General features: G+C 68.6%; 18 protein-coding genes. 12 read left to right on the top strand and 6 right to left on the bottom strand.

Going from position 1 to position 17,788, the window contains the following annotated elements:
• The first annotated feature begins 16 nt into the window (after nucleotides 1-16).
• The 8 genes from AZG88_RS33895 (at nucleotide 17) to AZG88_RS33860 (ending at nucleotide 7,386) form a co-directional block, all read left to right on the top strand.
• Nucleotides 17-1,195, top strand: a complete 1,179-nt coding sequence (locus tag AZG88_RS33895; protein ID WP_061700302.1) for an acyl-CoA dehydrogenase family protein — start codon at nucleotides 17-19, stop codon at nucleotides 1,193-1,195.
• A 76-nt stretch (nucleotides 1,196-1,271) separates the two neighbouring features.
• Nucleotides 1,272-2,183 (top strand): biphenyl-2,3-diol 1,2-dioxygenase, encoded by a 912-nt coding sequence (bphC, locus tag AZG88_RS33890; protein WP_005238877.1) that lies wholly within the window; start codon nucleotides 1,272-1,274, stop codon nucleotides 2,181-2,183.
• Nucleotides 2,180-3,334, top strand: a complete 1,155-nt coding sequence (locus AZG88_RS33885) for an alpha/beta hydrolase family protein (RefSeq protein ID WP_061700301.1) — start codon at nucleotides 2,180-2,182, stop codon at nucleotides 3,332-3,334. The genes bphC and AZG88_RS33885 overlap by 4 nt, the downstream gene beginning before the upstream one ends.
• A gap of 78 nt (nucleotides 3,335-3,412) precedes the next feature.
• A complete protein-coding gene (locus tag AZG88_RS33880) occupies nucleotides 3,413-3,799 on the top strand; it encodes a hypothetical protein (protein WP_025432148.1) in 387 nt (128 codons plus the stop codon).
• Nucleotides 3,800-3,801: 2 nt separating this feature from the next.
• Complete coding sequence (locus AZG88_RS33875) at nucleotides 3,802-4,890, top strand: PEP/pyruvate-binding domain-containing protein (RefSeq protein WP_061700300.1); 1,089 nt, start codon at nucleotides 3,802-3,804, stop codon at nucleotides 4,888-4,890.
• Nucleotides 4,890-5,489 carry a hypothetical protein gene (locus tag AZG88_RS33870; RefSeq protein ID WP_061700299.1) on the top strand — a complete coding sequence of 200 codons (600 nt, stop codon included), beginning with the start codon at nucleotides 4,890-4,892 and terminating at the stop codon, nucleotides 5,487-5,489. Before AZG88_RS33875 ends, AZG88_RS33870 begins: the two co-directional genes overlap by 1 nt.
• Before the next feature lie 18 nt (nucleotides 5,490-5,507).
• Complete coding sequence (locus AZG88_RS33865; RefSeq protein ID WP_061700298.1) at nucleotides 5,508-6,350, top strand: DUF427 domain-containing protein; 843 nt, start codon at nucleotides 5,508-5,510, stop codon at nucleotides 6,348-6,350.
• A gap of 142 nt (nucleotides 6,351-6,492) precedes the next feature.
• Complete coding sequence (locus AZG88_RS33860; protein ID WP_197487983.1) at nucleotides 6,493-7,386, top strand: IS5 family transposase; 894 nt, start codon at nucleotides 6,493-6,495, stop codon at nucleotides 7,384-7,386.
• Between the two features lie 8 nt (nucleotides 7,387-7,394).
• Here AZG88_RS33860 and AZG88_RS33855 read toward each other — a convergent pair whose 3' ends face one another.
• Together AZG88_RS33855 and AZG88_RS33850 are read right to left on the bottom strand one after the other, a co-directional pair.
• Nucleotides 7,395-8,630 (bottom strand): low temperature requirement protein A, encoded by a 1,236-nt coding sequence (locus AZG88_RS33855; protein WP_025432149.1) that lies wholly within the window; start codon nucleotides 8,628-8,630, stop codon nucleotides 7,395-7,397.
• Between the two features lie 69 nt (nucleotides 8,631-8,699).
• Nucleotides 8,700-9,515: an alpha/beta fold hydrolase gene (locus AZG88_RS33850; RefSeq protein ID WP_005238890.1), complete on the bottom strand. Its 816-nt coding sequence runs from the start codon at nucleotides 9,513-9,515 to the stop codon at nucleotides 8,700-8,702.
• A gap of 230 nt (nucleotides 9,516-9,745) precedes the next feature.
• On the opposite strand from AZG88_RS33850, the gene AZG88_RS33845 reads away from it, so the two are divergent.
• Entirely contained in the window at nucleotides 9,746-10,531 is a 786-nt protein-coding gene (locus tag AZG88_RS33845; protein ID WP_061041464.1) for an oxidoreductase, read from the top strand.
• Nucleotides 10,532-10,540: 9 nt separating this feature from the next.
• Here the strand turns inward: AZG88_RS33845 and AZG88_RS33840 are convergent, their stop codons facing one another.
• Genes AZG88_RS33840 through AZG88_RS33830 form a run of 3 tightly spaced genes read right to left on the bottom strand, consistent with a single transcriptional unit; the run spans nucleotide 10,541 to nucleotide 12,750 of the window.
• Nucleotides 10,541-11,332, bottom strand: a complete 792-nt coding sequence (locus AZG88_RS33840; protein ID WP_061700296.1) for an SDR family NAD(P)-dependent oxidoreductase — start codon at nucleotides 11,330-11,332, stop codon at nucleotides 10,541-10,543.
• Between the two features lie 22 nt (nucleotides 11,333-11,354).
• Nucleotides 11,355-11,609, bottom strand: a complete 255-nt coding sequence (locus AZG88_RS33835) for a hypothetical protein (RefSeq protein ID WP_005238896.1) — start codon at nucleotides 11,607-11,609, stop codon at nucleotides 11,355-11,357.
• Entirely contained in the window at nucleotides 11,587-12,750 is a 1,164-nt protein-coding gene (locus AZG88_RS33830; protein WP_005238898.1) for a Rieske 2Fe-2S domain-containing protein, read from the bottom strand. The genes AZG88_RS33835 and AZG88_RS33830 overlap by 23 nt, the downstream gene beginning before the upstream one ends.
• A 167-nt stretch (nucleotides 12,751-12,917) precedes the next feature.
• On the opposite strand from AZG88_RS33830, the gene hsaA reads away from it, so the two are divergent.
• Nucleotides 12,918-14,084 carry a 3-hydroxy-9,10-secoandrosta-1,3,5(10)-triene-9,17-dione monooxygenase oxygenase subunit gene (gene hsaA / locus AZG88_RS33825; RefSeq protein ID WP_061041461.1) on the top strand — a complete coding sequence of 389 codons (1,167 nt, stop codon included), beginning with the start codon at nucleotides 12,918-12,920 and terminating at the stop codon, nucleotides 14,082-14,084.
• On the opposite strand, the gene AZG88_RS33820 is transcribed toward hsaA, so the two are convergent.
• Nucleotides 14,085-15,623 (bottom strand): FAD-dependent oxidoreductase, encoded by a 1,539-nt coding sequence (locus tag AZG88_RS33820; RefSeq protein WP_061041460.1) that lies wholly within the window; start codon nucleotides 15,621-15,623, stop codon nucleotides 14,085-14,087.
• Nucleotides 15,624-15,807: 184 nt separating this feature from the next.
• On the opposite strand from AZG88_RS33820, the gene AZG88_RS33815 reads away from it, so the two are divergent.
• Nucleotides 15,808-16,419, top strand: coding sequence for a TetR family transcriptional regulator (locus AZG88_RS33815; protein WP_061041459.1), 612 nt, complete (start codon nucleotides 15,808-15,810; stop codon nucleotides 16,417-16,419).
• Nucleotides 16,420-16,601: 182 nt separating this feature from the next.
• Entirely contained in the window at nucleotides 16,602-17,765 is a 1,164-nt protein-coding gene (locus AZG88_RS33810) for a steroid 3-ketoacyl-CoA thiolase (protein ID WP_005238916.1), read from the top strand.
• Nucleotides 17,766-17,788 lie beyond the last annotated feature (23 nt).

Genomic DNA, 17,788 nt, shown 5'->3' with positions numbered 1-17,788 from the left:
GAAAGCCGAGATCATCATGGGCCAGGTTCTTGACAGGATCGAACAGTACGCGGACGAGATCCGTGCGGAAGGCGTCGAGGGCGACAAGCTGATGCGCCTGTCCGACACCTCCGCGAAAAGGTTACGCGACTCCGGCGTGATGCGGATGCTGCAGCCCAAGGAGTACGGCGGCTACGAATCCCACCCGCGCGAGTTCGCGGAGACCGCGATGGGCATCGGCGCCATCGACGGGGCCGCGGGCTGGGTCAGCGGCATCGTCGGCGTCCACCCGTGGGAACTCGCATTCTTCGACCGCACCGCCCAGGACGAGGTGTGGGGCGAGGACTCCGACATGTGGATGGCCTCGCCGTACGCGCCGATGGGGGTCGCGACTCCCGTCGACGGCGGGTACGTCCTCAACGGACGGTGGTCGTTCTCCTCGGGCACCGACCACTGCGGGTGGATCATGATCGGCGCCGCGGTCGGCGACCGGGACGGCAACCGGGTGATGCCCCCGAAGATCCTGCACGTGCTGCTGCCACGCTCCGACTACGACATCGACCAGGACAGCTGGAACGTCGTCGGACTGCGCGGCACCGGGTCCAAGGACCTGATCGTCAAGGACGCGTTCATCCCGCAGCACCGGACCCTGCAGGCCGACAAGGTGTTCGACGGGTCCGCGCCGAAGGAGTTCGGCCGCACCCAGACGCTCTACAACTTCCCGTTCTCGTGCATCTTCCCGCTCGGCATCACGTCCTCGCTCATCGGCATCGCCGAGGGTGCGCTGGCCTGCCACCTGAATGCGCAGCGTGAACGTGTCACCGTGTCGGGCACCGCGATCAAGGAAGACCCGTACGTACTGTTCGCGATCGGCGAGGCGGCGGCGGAGATCGCGGCGTCGCGCGCGGCGATCCTCGAGACGGTCGACCGGTTCTGGGACATGACCGAGAAGGGGCAGGACGTCTCGTTCGAACTCCGCTCCATCGGCCGGCGCACGCAGACGGCCGCCGCGTGGCGGGCGGTGCGCGCCGTGGACGAGATCTTCGCACGCTCCGGTGGCGGTGCGCTCCAACTGAAGACACCCCTGCAGCGCTTCTGGCGGGACGCCCACGCCGGCCTCTCTCACGCCATCCACGTGCCGGGGTCGATCTTCCACTCCTCGGCTCTGACCCAGCTCGGCGGGGAACCTCAGGGCATCCACCGCTCGATGATCTAGGCGCTCCGCGCCCGTGCGTGGTTAGCGAGTCAACCACGCACGGGTGGCGGAGCCGCCTCCAGGAAAGGACTTTCACATGACCGACATTCGAGGACTCGGCTACCTCAGGATCCAGACGAAGGACGTGCCACGCTGGCGTGAGCTGGTGGTGGACGGGCTGGGCATGGCCGAGGGTTTCGGCCCCGAGCCCGACGGCCTGTACCTGCGCGTCGACGAGCGGCGGTCGCGGCTGATCGTCCTCCCCGGTGACACGGACAAGGCACTCGCGGTGGGGTGGGAGGTGCGCGACCAGTTCGCTCTCCAGCGGGTGCGTGAGCAGGTGGAGAAATCGGGTGTCACGGTCGACGTCCTGTCCGAGGAGGAGTCGCGCCACCGCGACGCAGAGCAGGTGATCGCGTTCGACGATCCGTCCGGCACACGGGTGGAGGTGTTCTTCGGGCCCGTGCTCGACCACAGTCCGGTCGTCACTCCGCACGGCGGGCGGTTCGTCACCGGCGCACAGGGTCTGGGGCACGTGGTCCTCCCGACGCCGGCGTTCGAGGAGGCCTACACGTTCTACACCGAGGTGCTGGGCTTCCTGCCGCGAGGGGCGATCCGGCTCGGACCGGCCGACGCCCCGGGACCGGCCCGCCGGGTGCGGTTCATGGGCGTCAATCAGCGCCATCACAGCCTCGCGTTGTGCCCTGCGCCGCGCAGCGGCGAACCCGGAATGGTGCATCTGATGACGGAGGTCGACACCCTCGACGCCGTCGGCCAGGCACTCGACCGGCTCGGCAAGCTCGGCTTCTCCATCTCGTCGACCCTCGGCCGGCACACCAACGACCGCATGGTGTCGTTCTATGTGCGTGCCCCCGGCGGCTGGGACCTCGAGTTCGGCACGGAGGGCATGCTCGTCGACGAGACGCACTACACCGCCGAGGAGATCACGGCGGACAGCTACTGGGGTCACGACTGGTCGGGTTCCGAGCCGCTGGCGGCGTTCTCATGATGTTGTCGCGCGCCCGGATCGGCGCGGTGGCCGCACTCGTCCTCCTCGGTGGAACCGCCTGTTCCACTGCGACATCCGAGACGGCGACGGACCCGGGCGCACTGCGACCGGGCCAGCTTCTCTCGTCCCGCGCCGTCGCGGACGGTCCCGCACTGCCGAGCGCCGGACGGAACGAGGTGATCACCTACGCGTCGCGGGACGGCAACGGCGACCCTGTCGTCGTGTCGGGCACCGTGTCGATTCCCCGCACGCCGGCACCCGAGGGCGGGTATCCGGTGATCAGTTGGGCGCACGGCACGACCGGCGTCGCGGACGCCTGCGCCCCGTCCGCGGATTTCGCCGGCGGCCCCGCCCACGGCTATCTCTCCGGGGTGGACGCGTCCCTCGACGACTGGGTCGCCAAGGGATATGCGGTGGTGAGCACGGACTACCAGGGTCTGGGCACGCCGGGGATCCACCCGTACATCAACGGTGACACCGAGACGAACGCCGTCGTGGACATCGTGCGCGCCGCCCGGGCGATGGATCCGGCGGTCGGCTCGACGTGGTTCGTGATCGGTCACAGCCAGGGTGGGCAGGCGGCGTTGTTCACCGCCGCGCAGGGCGGGGAGCGCGCGCCGGAACTGCACCTCGGTGGTGCGGTGGCGATCGCGCCGGGCAACGGGCTCGACCAGACGCCGCAGTACTTCCGCTCGGGTGTTCCGGGTATCGAAGCGGCCGAGGCGTTCCTCCCGCTGATCCTCCTCGGAGCCCAGGCCGCGGATCCCGCCATCGACCCGTCGGCGTTGCTGACGGAGCAGGCGCAACCGTTGCTGACGGTGGCGCGGACCGGGTGCATCGACGACATCCGGAAGGTGCCGCCCGTGCCCGCGGGTCAGGTCTTCCGTCCCGACGCCGATCTGGGACCGCTCACCGAGTACCTGGCCCGCCAGGAGCCGTCGAGGGTCCACGTGCAGGTCCCGACGCTGGTCGCGCAGAGCTCCGGCGACCTGGTGGTGAGCGAGCCGTCGACGGATCTGATGGTGAAGACGTTGCAGGACAACGGGAATGAGCTGACGTATCGGACGTACGAGGGTGCGGACCATCGCGGGACGATCGGTGCGTCGCAGAAGGACGCGCAGGATTTCGTCGCCGGGATCCTCGCCGGCTGAGGATGCCGGGACCTCGCCCGACGACGCGACCATCAACAGAATGTTGACAACAGACTGTTGATAGCGTGTGGTGGTCGGGTGACCACCGACGACCAGACACACGCGGCCGAACTCGATCAGGCACGCACGACGCTGAACGAGGCCGGTGCCGCGCGACTCGAGCGGCGTCCCTGGGAGCATTCCGGGCAGCCACGTTCGGACACCGACCTCGTCAGGTTCGCGGCGTGGGCCGGCCGGGACGCACAGGGCACGGACCCGGCGGTGCTCGCGGCCGGGCTGCGGCTGCTGTCGTCAGCTCGGGTCGAGCTCGATCAGATCGAGTCCGGCCTGCTGTTTGCTGCCCGTGCCAGTGGGATGACCTGGCCGCAGGTCGCGGAGGAGCTCGGCCTGGGTTCGGCGCAGGCTGCCCAGCAGCGTCTGAACCGGGTCCTTGCCAGGGCCGGCGACCGCGACGCGGAGGCCTGAGCATGCCGATCGTCCCCCTGCCGGACGCGTCGGAGGGTTGCGGTGCCAAGGCCCGCAACCTCGGCCTGCTGCTGCGTGCCGGATTCCGGGTGCCCGACGGATTCGTGATACCCGACCCGCTCGGCGATCCCGGTTGGGAGCGGGAGATCGACATCGGACTGCGCCGTCTCGGGCCCGGTCCGTTCGCGGTGCGCTCGTCCGCCCTCGCGGAGGACGGCGTCGAGTGCTCGTTCGCCGGACAGCTGACCACGACGCTCGGGGTCACCACCAGCGCCGAGGTGATCGAGGCGGTGCATCGCAGCGCCGCGTCGGGCTCCTCGCCCGAAGCCGTCGCCTACGCGGCTCGCACCGATCGGGAAGCCCCCGCGTCGGCCGGGGTGATCGTGCAGGTGATGGTGCAACCCGAGACGGCCGGAGTCATGTTCACCCGGCACCCGCTCACCGGTACCGAGCAGGTGGTGATCGAGGCTGCGCGGGGCCTGGGTGACACTGTCGTGGCCGGGACCGTCACTCCGGAGGCGTACCTGGTCGACGGTGCGCATGTGCAGGTCGCCCGGCACCGCGGCGGGCAACTGCTGACCACTGCCCAGGCCCTCGCCCTCGCGGCGCTGGGACGCGATATCGAGAGCCTGTTCGGCCGCCCGCAGGACATCGAGTGGGCGATCGCCGGCGACGAGATCCGGGTCCTGCAGGCCCGCCCGATCACGACCGCTCCCACCGCCGCGCTGCCAGTGCGAGCCACGTCGGGCGACGTTCTGCTGACAGGCGTGGCAGCCGGCCCGGGCACTGCCGTCGGGCCTGCGCGGATCATCGGCAGCCTGGACGACTTCGCCCGCTTTCGTCCGGGCGACGTGCTGGTCTGCCGTACGACCTCGCCGGCGTGGACCCCGCTGCTCGCCCGCGCGTGCGCGGTGGTCACCGAGACGGGCGGGATGCTCGCGCACGCCGCGATCGTGGCCCGCGAATTCGGCATCCCGGCAGTCCTGGCGGCGCCGGGGGCCATGACCATCCTGACCGAGGGCCGACGGGTCCGCGTCGACGGCACCCACGGGCACGTCGGCACCGCCACCGGCAACGCGGGGACGAGTTGATGTCGCACCGCACCCCGTCGGACATCCTGGTGCTGCACGCCGTGCGGATCCTGGGCTACGCGGAGACCGCGCGCATCGCGGCCCGGTTCGCCCTGCCTGCAGGGCTGGCCGCAGAGCACCTGCTCGATGCCGAGGCCCGTGGGTGGGTCACCCACACCGACTTTGCCGGGGACAGCGGCTGGTCCCTGACCGAAACCGGGAAGGTCCACGGCGAGCGACTGCTCGCCGCCGAGCTCGACCGGTGCGGCTCCCGCGCCGTGGTGGTGCAGGTGCACCAGGACTTCCTGCCGCACAACGTCGCCGTGGCGGATGCGTGCACCGCCTGGCAGCTGGCCGAGATGGGTTTCGGCGAGTCGACCGTGACCCTCGACGAGACGATCACCCGGCTGGCGACCGCGGCGGACGCCCTGGGCGAATTCGAGGCGCGCCTGGTCGCGGGCATGGACCGGTTCGCCGGTTATCACCGGCGGTTCGCCGGCGGCGTCGAGCGAGCGGGCACCGATCCGGCCTGGATCACGGCAACCGACCGCGACTCCTGCCACCGCGTCTGGTTCGAGTTCCACGAGGACCTCATCACTTCTCTCGGCCTGGCCCGATGACAGGCCTAGTCTCGAACTATGGGCCTGCGACTGCGAGACAGCATCGGACGTCAGTTGCGCGAGCTTCGCTACGAGCCGACGGCGAAGCGGATCCGTGCGGTGCTGAACGGGACCACCGTGGTCGACAGTGACCGTGCGGTCCTGGTCTGGGAACCGCGGCGCGTCGTTCCCACGTACGCGGTGCCGGCGGAAGACATCGACGCGGAGTTGTCGCCGGAGCCAACGGATTCGGTGCCGGCGGAAGGAGCAGGTGACGTCGGTTTCGCCCTGCCGGACGTGACGACGCTGCCGGTACTCGATCCGCGGGTGCCGTTCTCGGTGCACAGCACGGAGGGCGAACCCGTCTCGCTCCGCACCGCCGGCGCAGGGTATGCCCTGGGGTTCCGGCCCGGAGACGAGGACCTGACCGGGTACGTGGTTCTCGATTTCGACGGCTTCGACCGCTGGCTCGAGGAGGACGACGAGATCGTCGGTCATCCGCACGACCCGTTCCAGCGCATCGACGTTCGCCGCACGTCCCGCCATATCCGGGTGATGCTGGGCGACACCCTCCTCGCCGACACTCGGCGCGCGAAAATGCTGTTCGAAACACTGCTTCCGGTCCGCTACTACCTGCCGCCCGGCGACGTCGTCGCGGAACTTCAACCGAGTGCGACGACGTCGTACTGCGCCTACAAGGGCGAGGCCGCCTACCGGTCCGCGGTCACCGCCGGCGGAGTGCTTCACGACATCGCGTGGCGATACGACGAGCCCCTCGTCGACGCGTCGGAAGTTCGGGGGCTCGTGGCCTTCTTCGACGAGCGGCTCGATCTGGTCGTCGACGGTGTGGCCCGGCCTCGGCCGGTGACTCCCTGGTCCTAGGGCGTGTTTCAAAAGTGGTTTGGCTGTGGGTTTTCGATCAAGTGGGGTGTGTCGCTGCCGTTGTATGAGCGAGGTCTCCGGTATCTGGGTTTAGCGACCAAGCAAAAACCTGAATATCGGAGACCTCGTGCCCAGCGTAGCGGTGCCGGGGCGGGCGGACCTGACCGACGCGCAATGGGCGCGGTTGGTTCCGCTGCTGCCTCGGGGCAAGAAGGCGGGCCGCCCGCCGAAGTGGACGAAACGGCAGCTCATCGACGGAATCCGGTGGCGGATCCGAGCGGGGACACCGTGGCGGGACGTCCCGGCCCGGTACGGGCCATGGCAGACCGTCTACGGGTTGTTCCGACGGTGGCAGCGGGCGGGGGTGTGGGCGCAGATCCTGACCGCGTTGCAGGCACTCGCCGACGCCGCGGGTGCGATCGTGTGGGACGTCAGTGTGGACTCGACCATCGCGCGGGCCCACCAACACGCGGCCGGCGCCCGCCGGGATCCCAACTCGCAGTCCGAGCCGCCCGGCGGGGTCGAAACCGAGCCCGCCGACCATGCGTTGGGGCGCTCCCGGGGCGGGTGGACCACCAAGACCCATCTTGCCTGCGAGCAGGGCCGCAAACCACTGTCGATCGTGGTCACCGCAGGTCAGTGCGGTGACAGTCCGCAGTTCACTACGGTTGTCGAAGCGATCAGCGTGCCGCGGCCTGGTCGTGGGCGGCCCCGGAATCGACCGGACTGCGTTCTCGCGGACAAGGCCTACAGCAGCGCCGCGAACCGCACGTACCTGCGCACACGCGGGATCCGCGCGACCATCCCGACCAAGGCCGACCAAGCAGCCAACAGGAAGAAGAAGGGCTCGTCCGGTGGGCGGCCACCAACGTTCGACGCCGAGCACTACAAGCAACGCCATGCAGTCGAGTGCGGCATCAATCAACTCAAGCAGAACCGTGCTGTGGCAACCAGATACGACAAGCTTGCGGTTCGCTACACCGCCACCGTCCGGATCGCCGCCATCAATCAGTGGCTCCGCACCGCCGACTTCTGAAACACGCCCTAGTACTCCTCGCCGGCGCCGGTGTCGGCGCGCCCGAGGACGATCTCGAGCGCCCGGGCCTCGTGCGCGTGTCCGAGCAATTCGTATCCGACGACCGTGACGACCGGTGCCAGCATCACCACGATCAGACACCACGCCATCGACACGCCTTGCGCCGCCAGCACCAGTGCGAGCGCGATCGTGGCCGCGGTCAGGACGAGGAGCAGGATGTGGAACGGGTCGGGCACCCGCAGCAGATACGTGTACAGCGCGTAGACGCCCGCGAGGAAGATCGCGACGGGCGCGGCGACGGAGAGCACCGTCGCCGTCCCGCCGAGATGGGAGGCGTGTTCGATGTAATACGCCGCCACGTGTAGTCCGGCCCCCACCGCGGCCAGCGACGCGAAGAGCGCGATGTGGCTGTAACCCCAGACGAACGACCGGCTGCGGTACACCTCGAGCACCTCGGCCGACGGCAGGGTGTAGTACACCCACCACAGTCCGAACGTGAGTCCGATGCCCGCGACCGCGACGAGTACCGCGTCCAGTGTCCAGCCCTGGTGTTCGACCACGGCGGACAGTGATGCCACGGTGCCGATCACACCTTCGCCGAGTGTGATGATGACGAGCAGGCCGTGACGCTCGACGATGTGGTGTGCGTGCCAGGGTGTTCCGCCCTTGTACCGTTCGGCGATGACGGGGCTGGTCAGCTCGACGAGTATGAGTATCGCGCCGAGGCCGAACGCGTACTCGACGGTGAGGGGAGCGATCACCAACGCGACCCAGCCGATCTGCGCGATGACGAGCGTCGTGGCGTACGTCAGTGACGCGGAACGGTGCTCGGGGTCGTGTTTGGCGGCGCGCAGCCATTGGAACACCATGGCGACCCGCATGACGATGTACCCGGACACCATCACGGAATTGTCGAGTTCGACTCCGCGGTCGATGGACGCGAACATCGGAGGCATACCGAGCGCCAGGATGACGACGCCGATCATCTGGATCATGGTGGTGACCCGGTAGATCCAGTCGTCGGTGTCGTAGGCCGACGCGAACCAGGAGAAGTTGATCCACGCCCAGATGATCGAGAACATCGCGAACGCGAATCCCGCCAGCCCGGCGGCGACGTGTCCTTCGGCGACGAGGTGCGCGAACTGATCGCCTGCGACGCCGAACGCGACGACGAACGTCAGGTCGAACAGCAGCTCCAACGGCGTTGCCGCACGGTGTTCCTCGTGCGGATCACGCCCCACCATCTTCTGGACGCGGTGGGCGAGGCTCCTGCTGTTCGGTGCCGGTTGTCCGGGCGCGTTCACGGCGGTCCGCTACGGAGTTCCCTGGTCTGCCTGCACCACGAGGTCCGCGACCGCGCCGGGCTGGGACACCAGGACGGCGTGCGACGCGGGAATTTCCGTGATCCGGGCCCCCGCGCGCGTGGCCATGAACCGCTCAGCGGCTGCCGGAATCACGCGATCGTTCTGAGCGACCATGGCCCAGCTGGGGGTCGACGCCCACGACGGATCGGCGGTCGGTTCGAGGTTCGCGACGAGTGCCGCCGACTTCTGGTGTGCGATCATGTCGGCGACCGTGGCGTCCGGGACGTCCTGGGCGAACACCTCGTGGAATCGGCCGGGGTCGATGTAACCGTCGAGGTTTCTCCCGGCGATTCCGGTGGGATCGTTCTCGACGACCTTCACCTGAAGCACCGGCGGGAGCAGCTGGCTGCCGGGGAACCGGATCGGATCGAGGTTCAGCATGACCGGCTCGCCCTGCGCCGGGGCGAAGGCCGCCACGTAGACGAGGGCCTCGACGTTCGGCGAATGCACATTGGTGATGACCGCGCCGCCGTACGAGTGACCGACGAGCACCACCGGCCCCGGGATGTCCGCGAGCACCTTTTCGATGGCGGCGGAGTCGTATGCCGGTCCGCGCAACGGGTTGTCGGGCACCACGACTTCGTATCCTCGGCCGCGCAGTTCCGCGGCCACCGCATCCCAGCTGGTCGTGTCGGCGAACGCGCCGTGGACCAGCACCACCGTCGGCAGATCCTGGGCGAGGGCCGGTCCGGCCCCCACAGTGAGCGTGCCGGCAGCCGCGATCGCGCACGCGGCAACGGCGGTTCGAAGGCGAAGAAGTCGCATCACTCGTCTCCCGAGTCAGGAAAGAACACAGTGGTTAGGGGTGAAGGGGCCTGCGCGCCAGGTGTAGTCGTGCGACGACAGGCATCGCCGTACGAGAGCAACGCCGTGGCCTGGCCCTTCGTCGCTGAGATTACTCGCCTGCAGCGCGGTCGGCATCATTTCGGCTAGCGTGATCGGAGGGGGATGTTCCGCTCGTCCGTGCACGCTCCGCCGTCGTCAGGAGGAACCCCGTGGATCTCGCCTTACGTGGCACCGTCGCCGTGGTCACCGGAGCCAGCAAGGGTATCGGGCTCGCCATCACCCGGGCGCTCGCCGCGGAAGGTGCGTTCGTGGTGGCGGGGGCGCGCTCGCCCAGCCCCGAACTGGACGAACTCGTCCGCAGCGGAACAGTGGAGGCGGTGAGCGTCGACCTGTCGACCCCCACCGGTCCGGGCGAACTCGTCGCCGCCGCCACTGCTCGGGGCAGTCTCGGCATAGTCGTCAACAACGTCGGCGCCGCCCACCCGAGACTGACCGGTTTCCTCGACGTGACCGACGAAGACTGGATCACGACGATGAATCTCAACCTGATGTCGGCGGTGCGGACGATCCGCGCCGCCCTGCCCACGATGATCGCGGCGGGCCGGGGAAGCATCGTGACCACGAGTTCGGTCAACAGTTTCCTGCCCGACCCCACCGTCATCGACTACTGCGCGTCCAAGGCCGCGCTCACCAACTTCTCGAAGGCCCTGTCGAAAGAGGTGGGACCGTTGGGTATTCGGGTGAACACCGTCAGCCCCGGTCCGGTGTCGACCGCCCTCTGGCTCGGCGACGACGGGGTCGCCGCCACGGTGGCGCGCGCCGCAGGCGGTGACCCGGAGGCAGTGGCGGAGCGTGTCGCGGAGCAGGCGGTCACGGGCCGGTTCACCCGCCCGGACGAGGTGGCGGATCTCGTCGTGTTCCTCGCGAGCGACCGGGCGGGCAATGTGACGGGCTCCGATTTCGTGATCGACGGCGGACTCGTCACCACCCTCTGACGTCCGCGGCTACCGGCGGCCCAGAAGTTTCCGCATACCCTCGGCTGCCCCGCGCACGAGTGCGTCGCGGGGGAAACCGCTGCGCTTGCGCACCGCGTCGTCGTTGCCGCCCGCCACCCAGACCGGGCCGTCGGCGATGTGTGCGAGCCCCTCACGGGCAACGTCTTCGGGTTCGGCGACCTTCATTCCGGGAAGATCGAAGTTCAGGCCCGCCCGGACCATCGCCGGCGTGCGGGTGACGCCGAGGACCAGTTCGACCACGTGGACGCCGAACGGCGCGAGTTCGAGCCAGAGGCTTTCCGCGAAGATCCGGCCGAACGCCTTGGATGCGGCGTAGATGCTCTGGTCTTCCGAACCCAGGTACCCGGCCAGCGAACCGACCAGCACGATGCCGCCCCGGCCGCGGTCCTTCATCCTCGCGCCGAAATGCTGCGAAAGGTGCAGCTGCGAAGTGATGTTCAGGTCGATGACACGCTGGAAGCCGGTGAGGTCACCGCTGACGAACTCGTGTCCGTAACTGTTGGCCCCGGCGTTGAAGATCAGCAACCCGACCTCGACGTCGTCGGTGGCCGTGCGGATCCGGTCGAGGGCATCCGGATCGAGGAGATCGAGCGCGAGTGTGCGCACCAGGACGCCATGGGCGCGGACCGTGGCCGCGGTCTCCTCGAGCGGCCCGGGCTTACGGGCGATCAGCACGAGGTTGATCCCCGCGCGGCCCAGTTCCTCGGCGAAACTCGCGCCCACACCCTCGGAGCCGCCTGCGATCACGGCCCACGGACCGTAGTGCTCGGTGTCGATCATGTTGTGTCCTTCCGGAAATTGTTCAGTGGGCGACGACGGGGGTCGGGACGGGGTCGGGATCGCGCACCGGGACGACGCCCGCCTCCGCGGCTCGGGTGATCGACGCCGTCAGCGCCGAACATCCTTTCCGGGGAGTACCGGGGCGCCCCGGCCCGGCGCTGCCGATCTCATGGCACCGGGCGCGGGCCGCGTCGTCCCACTGAACGGAAGTGTGTTCCCAGCTGTTCTTCTGGACCAGGACGCTCGCGCCGCACTCAGTGCACTGCAGCGGTTGCATCGGCTTCGCGCGCCTTTCGTGCGAGGTTCTCTTCGACTTCCCTCTTCCACGACTCGACCGGCCGGGTGGTGTCGAGCTCGAACTCGAACCGCTCGGTCATCTGCGGGGTCACCGCATCGACGTCGACGTAGAACTGCTCGTACCACCGTCGCAGCTGGTAGACCGGGCCGTCTTCCTCGCACAGCAGCGGATTCTCGATGCGGGTCTTGTTCTTCCAGATCTCGATGTCCTGCTCGAAACCCTTCGCGATGAACGTGCCGAAATTCTTCGCCATCTCGGTGGCAGCGTCGCCTTCGAGGTCCTTCGACTTCTTGACGATGATGCCGTACTGCAGCACGAACCTGTCGGCGCTGACAGGGTAGTGGCAGTTGATCAGCACGGAGTCGACGTCGTGCGTCTCGTAGCGGTACGTCAGGTCGTCGACCATGAACGACGGGCCGAAATACGTCGCATCCGAGCGGCTTCCGACCATCTTGGGCTGACCCGACGCGTGCGGGCGCATGTCGTCGCGGGCCTGCCCGCGCATGAACTGGCCGGCGACGTGGCCCTCGAAGACGTTCTTGAAGTACGTGGGGAACGAGTAGTGCACGTAGAAGAAGTGCGCCATGTCGACGATGTTGTCGACCACCTCGCGGCAGTTGGTGTCGACCGTGGTCCGATACCAGACCCAGTCCGTCCACTCGTCGTCGAGTGCGCCTTCGATGCGGGGAATCGTGACGTCCGCGGGCGGCGGATTGCCCTCCGGATCGTTCCACACGAACAACATCCCGTCCTGGTCGAGCGCGTGCCACGACCGGGTCCGGGCGAGCGGCGGAACCCGGCGCGCGTACGGAATCTTCTTGCACCGGCCGTTGCTTCCCCACCGCCAGTCGTGGAACGGGCACGCCACCTCGTCGCCCTTGACCGTGCCCTGGCTGAGGTCGCCGCCCATGTGCCGGCAGTAGCCGTCGAGCACGGCGAGATCACCCGCACTGTCGGCGAAGACGACGAGCTTGGTCCCGAACGCTTCGACGGAATGGGGCTTGCCGTCCCGGAATGCCTCGGACAATCCGATGCAGTGCCATCCACGGGCGAATCGGGTGGGCGCTGCGCCCGCGTCGATTTCGCGTACCTCGACTGTCTCGGACTGTTGGGTGGTCACGATGCGTCCCGTCCTCTCCTGGGCTTGTGCGGTGCCCTGCACGCTAAGTGAGCGTGGACGGCCCGCATGACGTGGTCCCACTGGACGGGACCGGGCGGTGGGGCGGCGTTTCCCGTTGAGCGAGACGCCTGTCCACGCACGGGTGTGATCGCCCTACCCTCCGACAGATGACGAACGAGGTCCTGAGATCGATCCGCGGCCTGCTGCCGATGATCGCGGAACGCGCTGACAAGGTCGACGAGTCGCGGCGGGTGTCCGAACAGGTGATCCGTGAGCTCGGCGACGCCGGATTGTTCAAGATGCTGCAGCCCAGGCGGTACGGCGGCACGGAAAGCGATCCGGTGCACTTCTACGAGGTGGTGCGCGCCGTGTCCGGTGTGTGCGGCTCGACGGGCTGGCTGGCGTCCGTGCTCGGGGTGCACCCGTGGCACCTGGCCCTATTCGACGACCGGGCGCAGCGTGACGTGTGGGGCCACGACGATTCGGTGCTCGTGTCGTCCGCCTACGCACCCGTCGGGCGGCTCGTCCCCGTCGAGGGCGGCTACCGGCTGACGGGGGACTGGCATTTCTCCTCGGGCTGCGAGCACGCGTCGTGGGCGCTGCTCGGCGCGATGGTGGTCGGGACCGAAGGCCGCCCGGTCGATTTCATGACGGCGCTGGTGCCGCGGTCGGATTACCGCATCCACGACGTCTGGGACGTGGTGGGGATGCGCGGCACCGCCAGCAACGAGATCAGCGCCGAGGAGGTGTTCGTTCCCGACTACCGGATCAAGAGGAATTACGAGACGGCGCAACTGCGCGGACCCGGACAGAAGGTGAACCGGGGACCGCTGTACCGGCTGCCGTTCGCCACACTCTTCACCACGGCCGTCGCCGCCCCCGGAGTGGGAGTCGTGGCGGGATGCTACGAACGCTATCTGACGTTCATGCGGGAACGAGTGCGGCTCAGCCTCGGTGGCGGAAGATTCGTCGACGACCAGTTCGCCCAGGTCGCGGTGGCCCGGGCGTCGTCCGAGATCGACGCCGCGATACTGCAGATGGATCGCAACGTGCGTGAACTGTGGGAACTGGCGGAGGCCGGTGACGAACTCCCCATGGGTCTGCGCCTGCGGGTGCGCCGCGATCAGGTTCGCGCGACCGAGCGAGCCCTCGACGCGATCGACCTGCTGTTCAAGACCGCCGGCGGAAGTTCGCTGTCCCGCGGCAACGCGATCGAACGGTCGTGGCGCGACGCCCACGCGGGCAGCGTGCACGTGGCCAACGAGCCCGAACGCGCCCTCGCCCTGTTCGGCAGGGGCGCGTTCGGGCTCCCGGTGGAGGACAACCTCGTGTAGTCAGCTCCGCATGTGCTGAACTGCCCGGTAGGAGAAGACCATTGCGGTTCCGAGCGGCACACCCGGGCCGGGATAGAACCGGCCGCTGAGCGACGCGCTCGTGTTACCGGCCGCATACAGTCCGTCGATGGGTGTGCCGTCGGCGCGCAGGACCCGGGCGTCGGCGTCGGTCCGGACCCCGCCCTTGGTACCGAGATCGCTGAGCACGATGCGGGCCGCGTGGAACGGGCCCTGCGACACCGGGCTCAGTGCCGGGTTCGGTGGTGCGTCCGCACCCGTGCCCGGAGGGCAGAAGAAGTTGTCGTACGGGTCCTCTCCCCGGTGGAAGGACTCGTCGACGCCGTGCTTGGCGAAGTCGTTGAACTGTTCGACGCTGCGGCGCAGTGCGTCTGCGGGGACGCCGATCTTCTCCGCGAGTTCCTCGATCGTGTCGGCCGAGACCCAGGTGCCCGCCGCGTGATGCTTCTCGGCGGAGATGTTCGGAATGGAGATGGCAGGCAACACGGGCCCGCCCTCCTTCGAGTCGAACACGAGATACGAACTGCTGCTGCCGTGCTCGATCATCGCTCGGCCGAACTGGTCGTACGGCAGCGATTCGTTGAGGTACCGCTCTCCGGACGTGTCGACGAGAATGCCGCCGCGCACGCCCACCATGAAAGCGCCGGAGCCGTCCGGAAGTTCGACCCCGGGGCACCACCACGCCTCGTCGAGTAGTGCGGTGTCCGCGCCGATCTCCACCGCCGCCCGCAGGAGGTCGCCGGTGTTCGCGCCGCGCGGGCCCATGCTCCAGGCCGCCCGGCCCGGTGTTCCGTTCTCGGTGCGCAGGGCCGCGTTGCCCTCGATTCCGCCTGCCGCGAGCAGCACGCCGCGCGTCGCCCGGATCCGGACGGTCTCACCGGCGGCGTTCGTCGCCTCGACGCCGACGACCCGTCCGTCCTCGACGATCAGCGAGCGCGCGGCGGTCTCGGTGCGCAGTTCCACGTGCCCGGTGCCGTGCAGAGCCATGAGAAGGCGGCCGATCAGGGCGCGGCCACCGTTCAGCGTTCCCTCCGGATGCGGTTCCCCGGCCCGGTCGACGTCGGCCTCGGGCCGGATGACCTCGCGCAGGTCCCCGATCTCGTCGCTCGGCAGGTCCAGCGGGTTGATCGCGCGACCGTAGTCCATCCGGCCGGGTGCCTTGTAGTAGTCGGGGAACGCGCGCCACTCGAACTCGATGTGGGGATCGCGTTCGAGAAGGTCGACGACGTCGGGCGCGGTGGCGACGTACGCCTCCTGACGGTCGATCTCCTCGTCGCCCACCACTGCGCGCAGGTACGTGCGCGCCTTGTCCGTGGAGTCGCCGATGCCGGCGCGCTCCTGCACGGCGGTGCCCGGCAGCCACACCGCGGCGCCGGAGTACGCGGACGTGCCGCCGAACAGTGGGGTCTTCTCGAGGACGAGGGTGCGCAATCCCTGCGAAGCGGCCGTGTATGCGCCGGTCAGCGCGCCGCCCCCCGAACCGACCACCAGCACGTCGCACTCGGTTGTCCAGTCCTGCATCGTCGTTTCCTCCGTTGATGGTCTGTGGAGACTGGCGGTCCAGTCGTGGGGTTCACGCAATCGCATCCGGGCGACCTGCGGCACGTGCGGTCCCACTCACCGGACGAAATTCGATGGTTTCCCGATCCAATGCGAGAATCGACACCGGATCCGGGGCTGTGTGCGGAGTGAAGGGGGATCGAGGGTGCCGAGAATCGCCGAAGTGCGGGACGCTGCCGAACCGAGTTCGGAGGAACAGCGGGCCCGCCACGTCCGCATGCTCGAGGCCGCCATCGAACTGGCCACCGAGAAGGAACTCGCCCGGGTCCAGATGCACGAGGTGGCCAAACGTGCCGGCGTCGCGATCGGGACGCTGTACCGGTACTTTCCGTCGAAGACGCATCTGTTCGTCGCGGTGATGGTCGATCAGATCGACCGGATGGGTGCCGGGTTCAAGAAGAGTGCGCCCCCCGGCGAATCGCCGCAGGATGCGGTGTACAACGTTCTGGTCCGCGCCACCCGCGGGCTGTTGCGCCGGCCCGCATTGTCCACCGCGATGATCCAGTCCACGAGCACCGCCAACGTCGCGTCCGTGCCGGACGCGGGGAAGGTCGACCGGGCATTCCGGCAGATCATGCTGGACGCCGCGGGGATCGAACACCCGACCGAGGAAGATCTGACGGCACTGCGCCTGCTGGTGCAGTTGTGGTTCGGCGTGATCCAGTCCTGCCTCAACGGCCGCGTCTCGATTCCGGACGCCGATTCCGACATTCGTAAGGCCTGCGACCTCCTGCTCGTCAACCTGTCGCACCGCTGACGCTCGTCGGTCCGGGTGCCGGCGCGTCCGCGACCGTGAAGTGAAATTCATTCCGTCTGTCTGACCTGCGATGACGGTTTGTTTGCACGGCAAACGGTATTGATGTCTTCTCAGAAATAGAATAAATTCCAATTATGAGCCGCGGCTGAGTCCGTGAGTCAGAAGAATCCGAGGAGTAGAACATGGGCAATGCCGTCATCGTCGACGCGGCACGGACACCGATCGGGCGCCGGCGCGGGGCACTGTCCGGACTGCACCCGGCCGAACTACTCGGTGCCGCACAGCGGGGTGTCCTCGAACGGGCCGGTGTCGCCCCGGCGGACATCGGGCAGATCGTCGGTGGATGCGTCACCCAGGCGGGTGAGCAGTCCAACAACGTGACCCGGCAGGCGTGGCTGCACGCGGGACTGCCGTACGCGACGGCGGCCACGTCGCTCGACTGCGCCTGCGGATCTTCCCAGCAGGCCGTGCACGTCGTGGCGGGTCTCGTCGCGTCCGGCCAGATCTCTGCCGGAATCGGGTGCGGTGTCGAGGCGATGAGCCGGGTGTTCCTCGGCCAGGCCGTTACACCGGAGACCGGCAACCCGTACCCGGACGACTGGGCGATCGACATGGGCGACCAGTTCACGTCCGCCCAGCGAATCGCCGACCGGCGCGGGCTCGGGCGCGGCGACGTCGACGCGTTCGGGCTCGAGTCGCAGCGACGCGCCGCCCGGGCCTGGGCGGAAGGACGGTTCGACCGCGAGATCGTTCCCGTCACCGCTCCCGTCGTGGACAAGTCCGGCGCACCCACCGGTGAACTCGCGGTGGTCACCCGGGACGGGGGACTGCGCGAGACGACCGCAGAGGCCCTGTCTGCCCTGAAGCCCGTGATCGACGGCCACATCCACACCGCGGGCAACTCGTCCCAGATCAGCGACGGCGCCGCCGCCGTCCTGCTCATGGACGGCGGCCGTGCCCGCGAACTCGGATTGCGGCCGCGCGCGAGGATCGTCGCGTCCGGCATGGTCGGCTCCGACCCGTACTACCACCTCGACGGGCCGATCGAGTCGACGCGGATGGTCCTCGAGCGCGCCGGAATGTCTTTGGGCGACATCGATCTCGTCGAGATCAACGAGGCATTCGCGTCCGTCGTGCTGTCGTGGGCGCAGGTGCACGGAGCCGACATGTCGAAGGTGAACGTCAACGGCGGGGCCATCGCACTCGGACATCCGGTGGGCTCCACCGGGGCCCGGCTGATCACGACCGCCCTGCACGAACTGGAGCGCTCCGACACCTCCACCGCGCTGGTCACGATGTGCGCCGGTGGCGCGCTGTCCACCGCAACCATCATCGAACGCATCTGACCCCGAACGATCGACGAGGCCGA

Source organism: Rhodococcus sp. LB1 (genome assembly GCF_001583455.1).
Classification (GTDB): Bacteria; Actinomycetota; Actinomycetes; order Mycobacteriales; family Mycobacteriaceae; genus Rhodococcus_F; species Rhodococcus_F opacus.
Note: the sequence above shows the minus strand (reverse complement) of the source record. Positions and strands in the feature narration are given on the sequence as shown.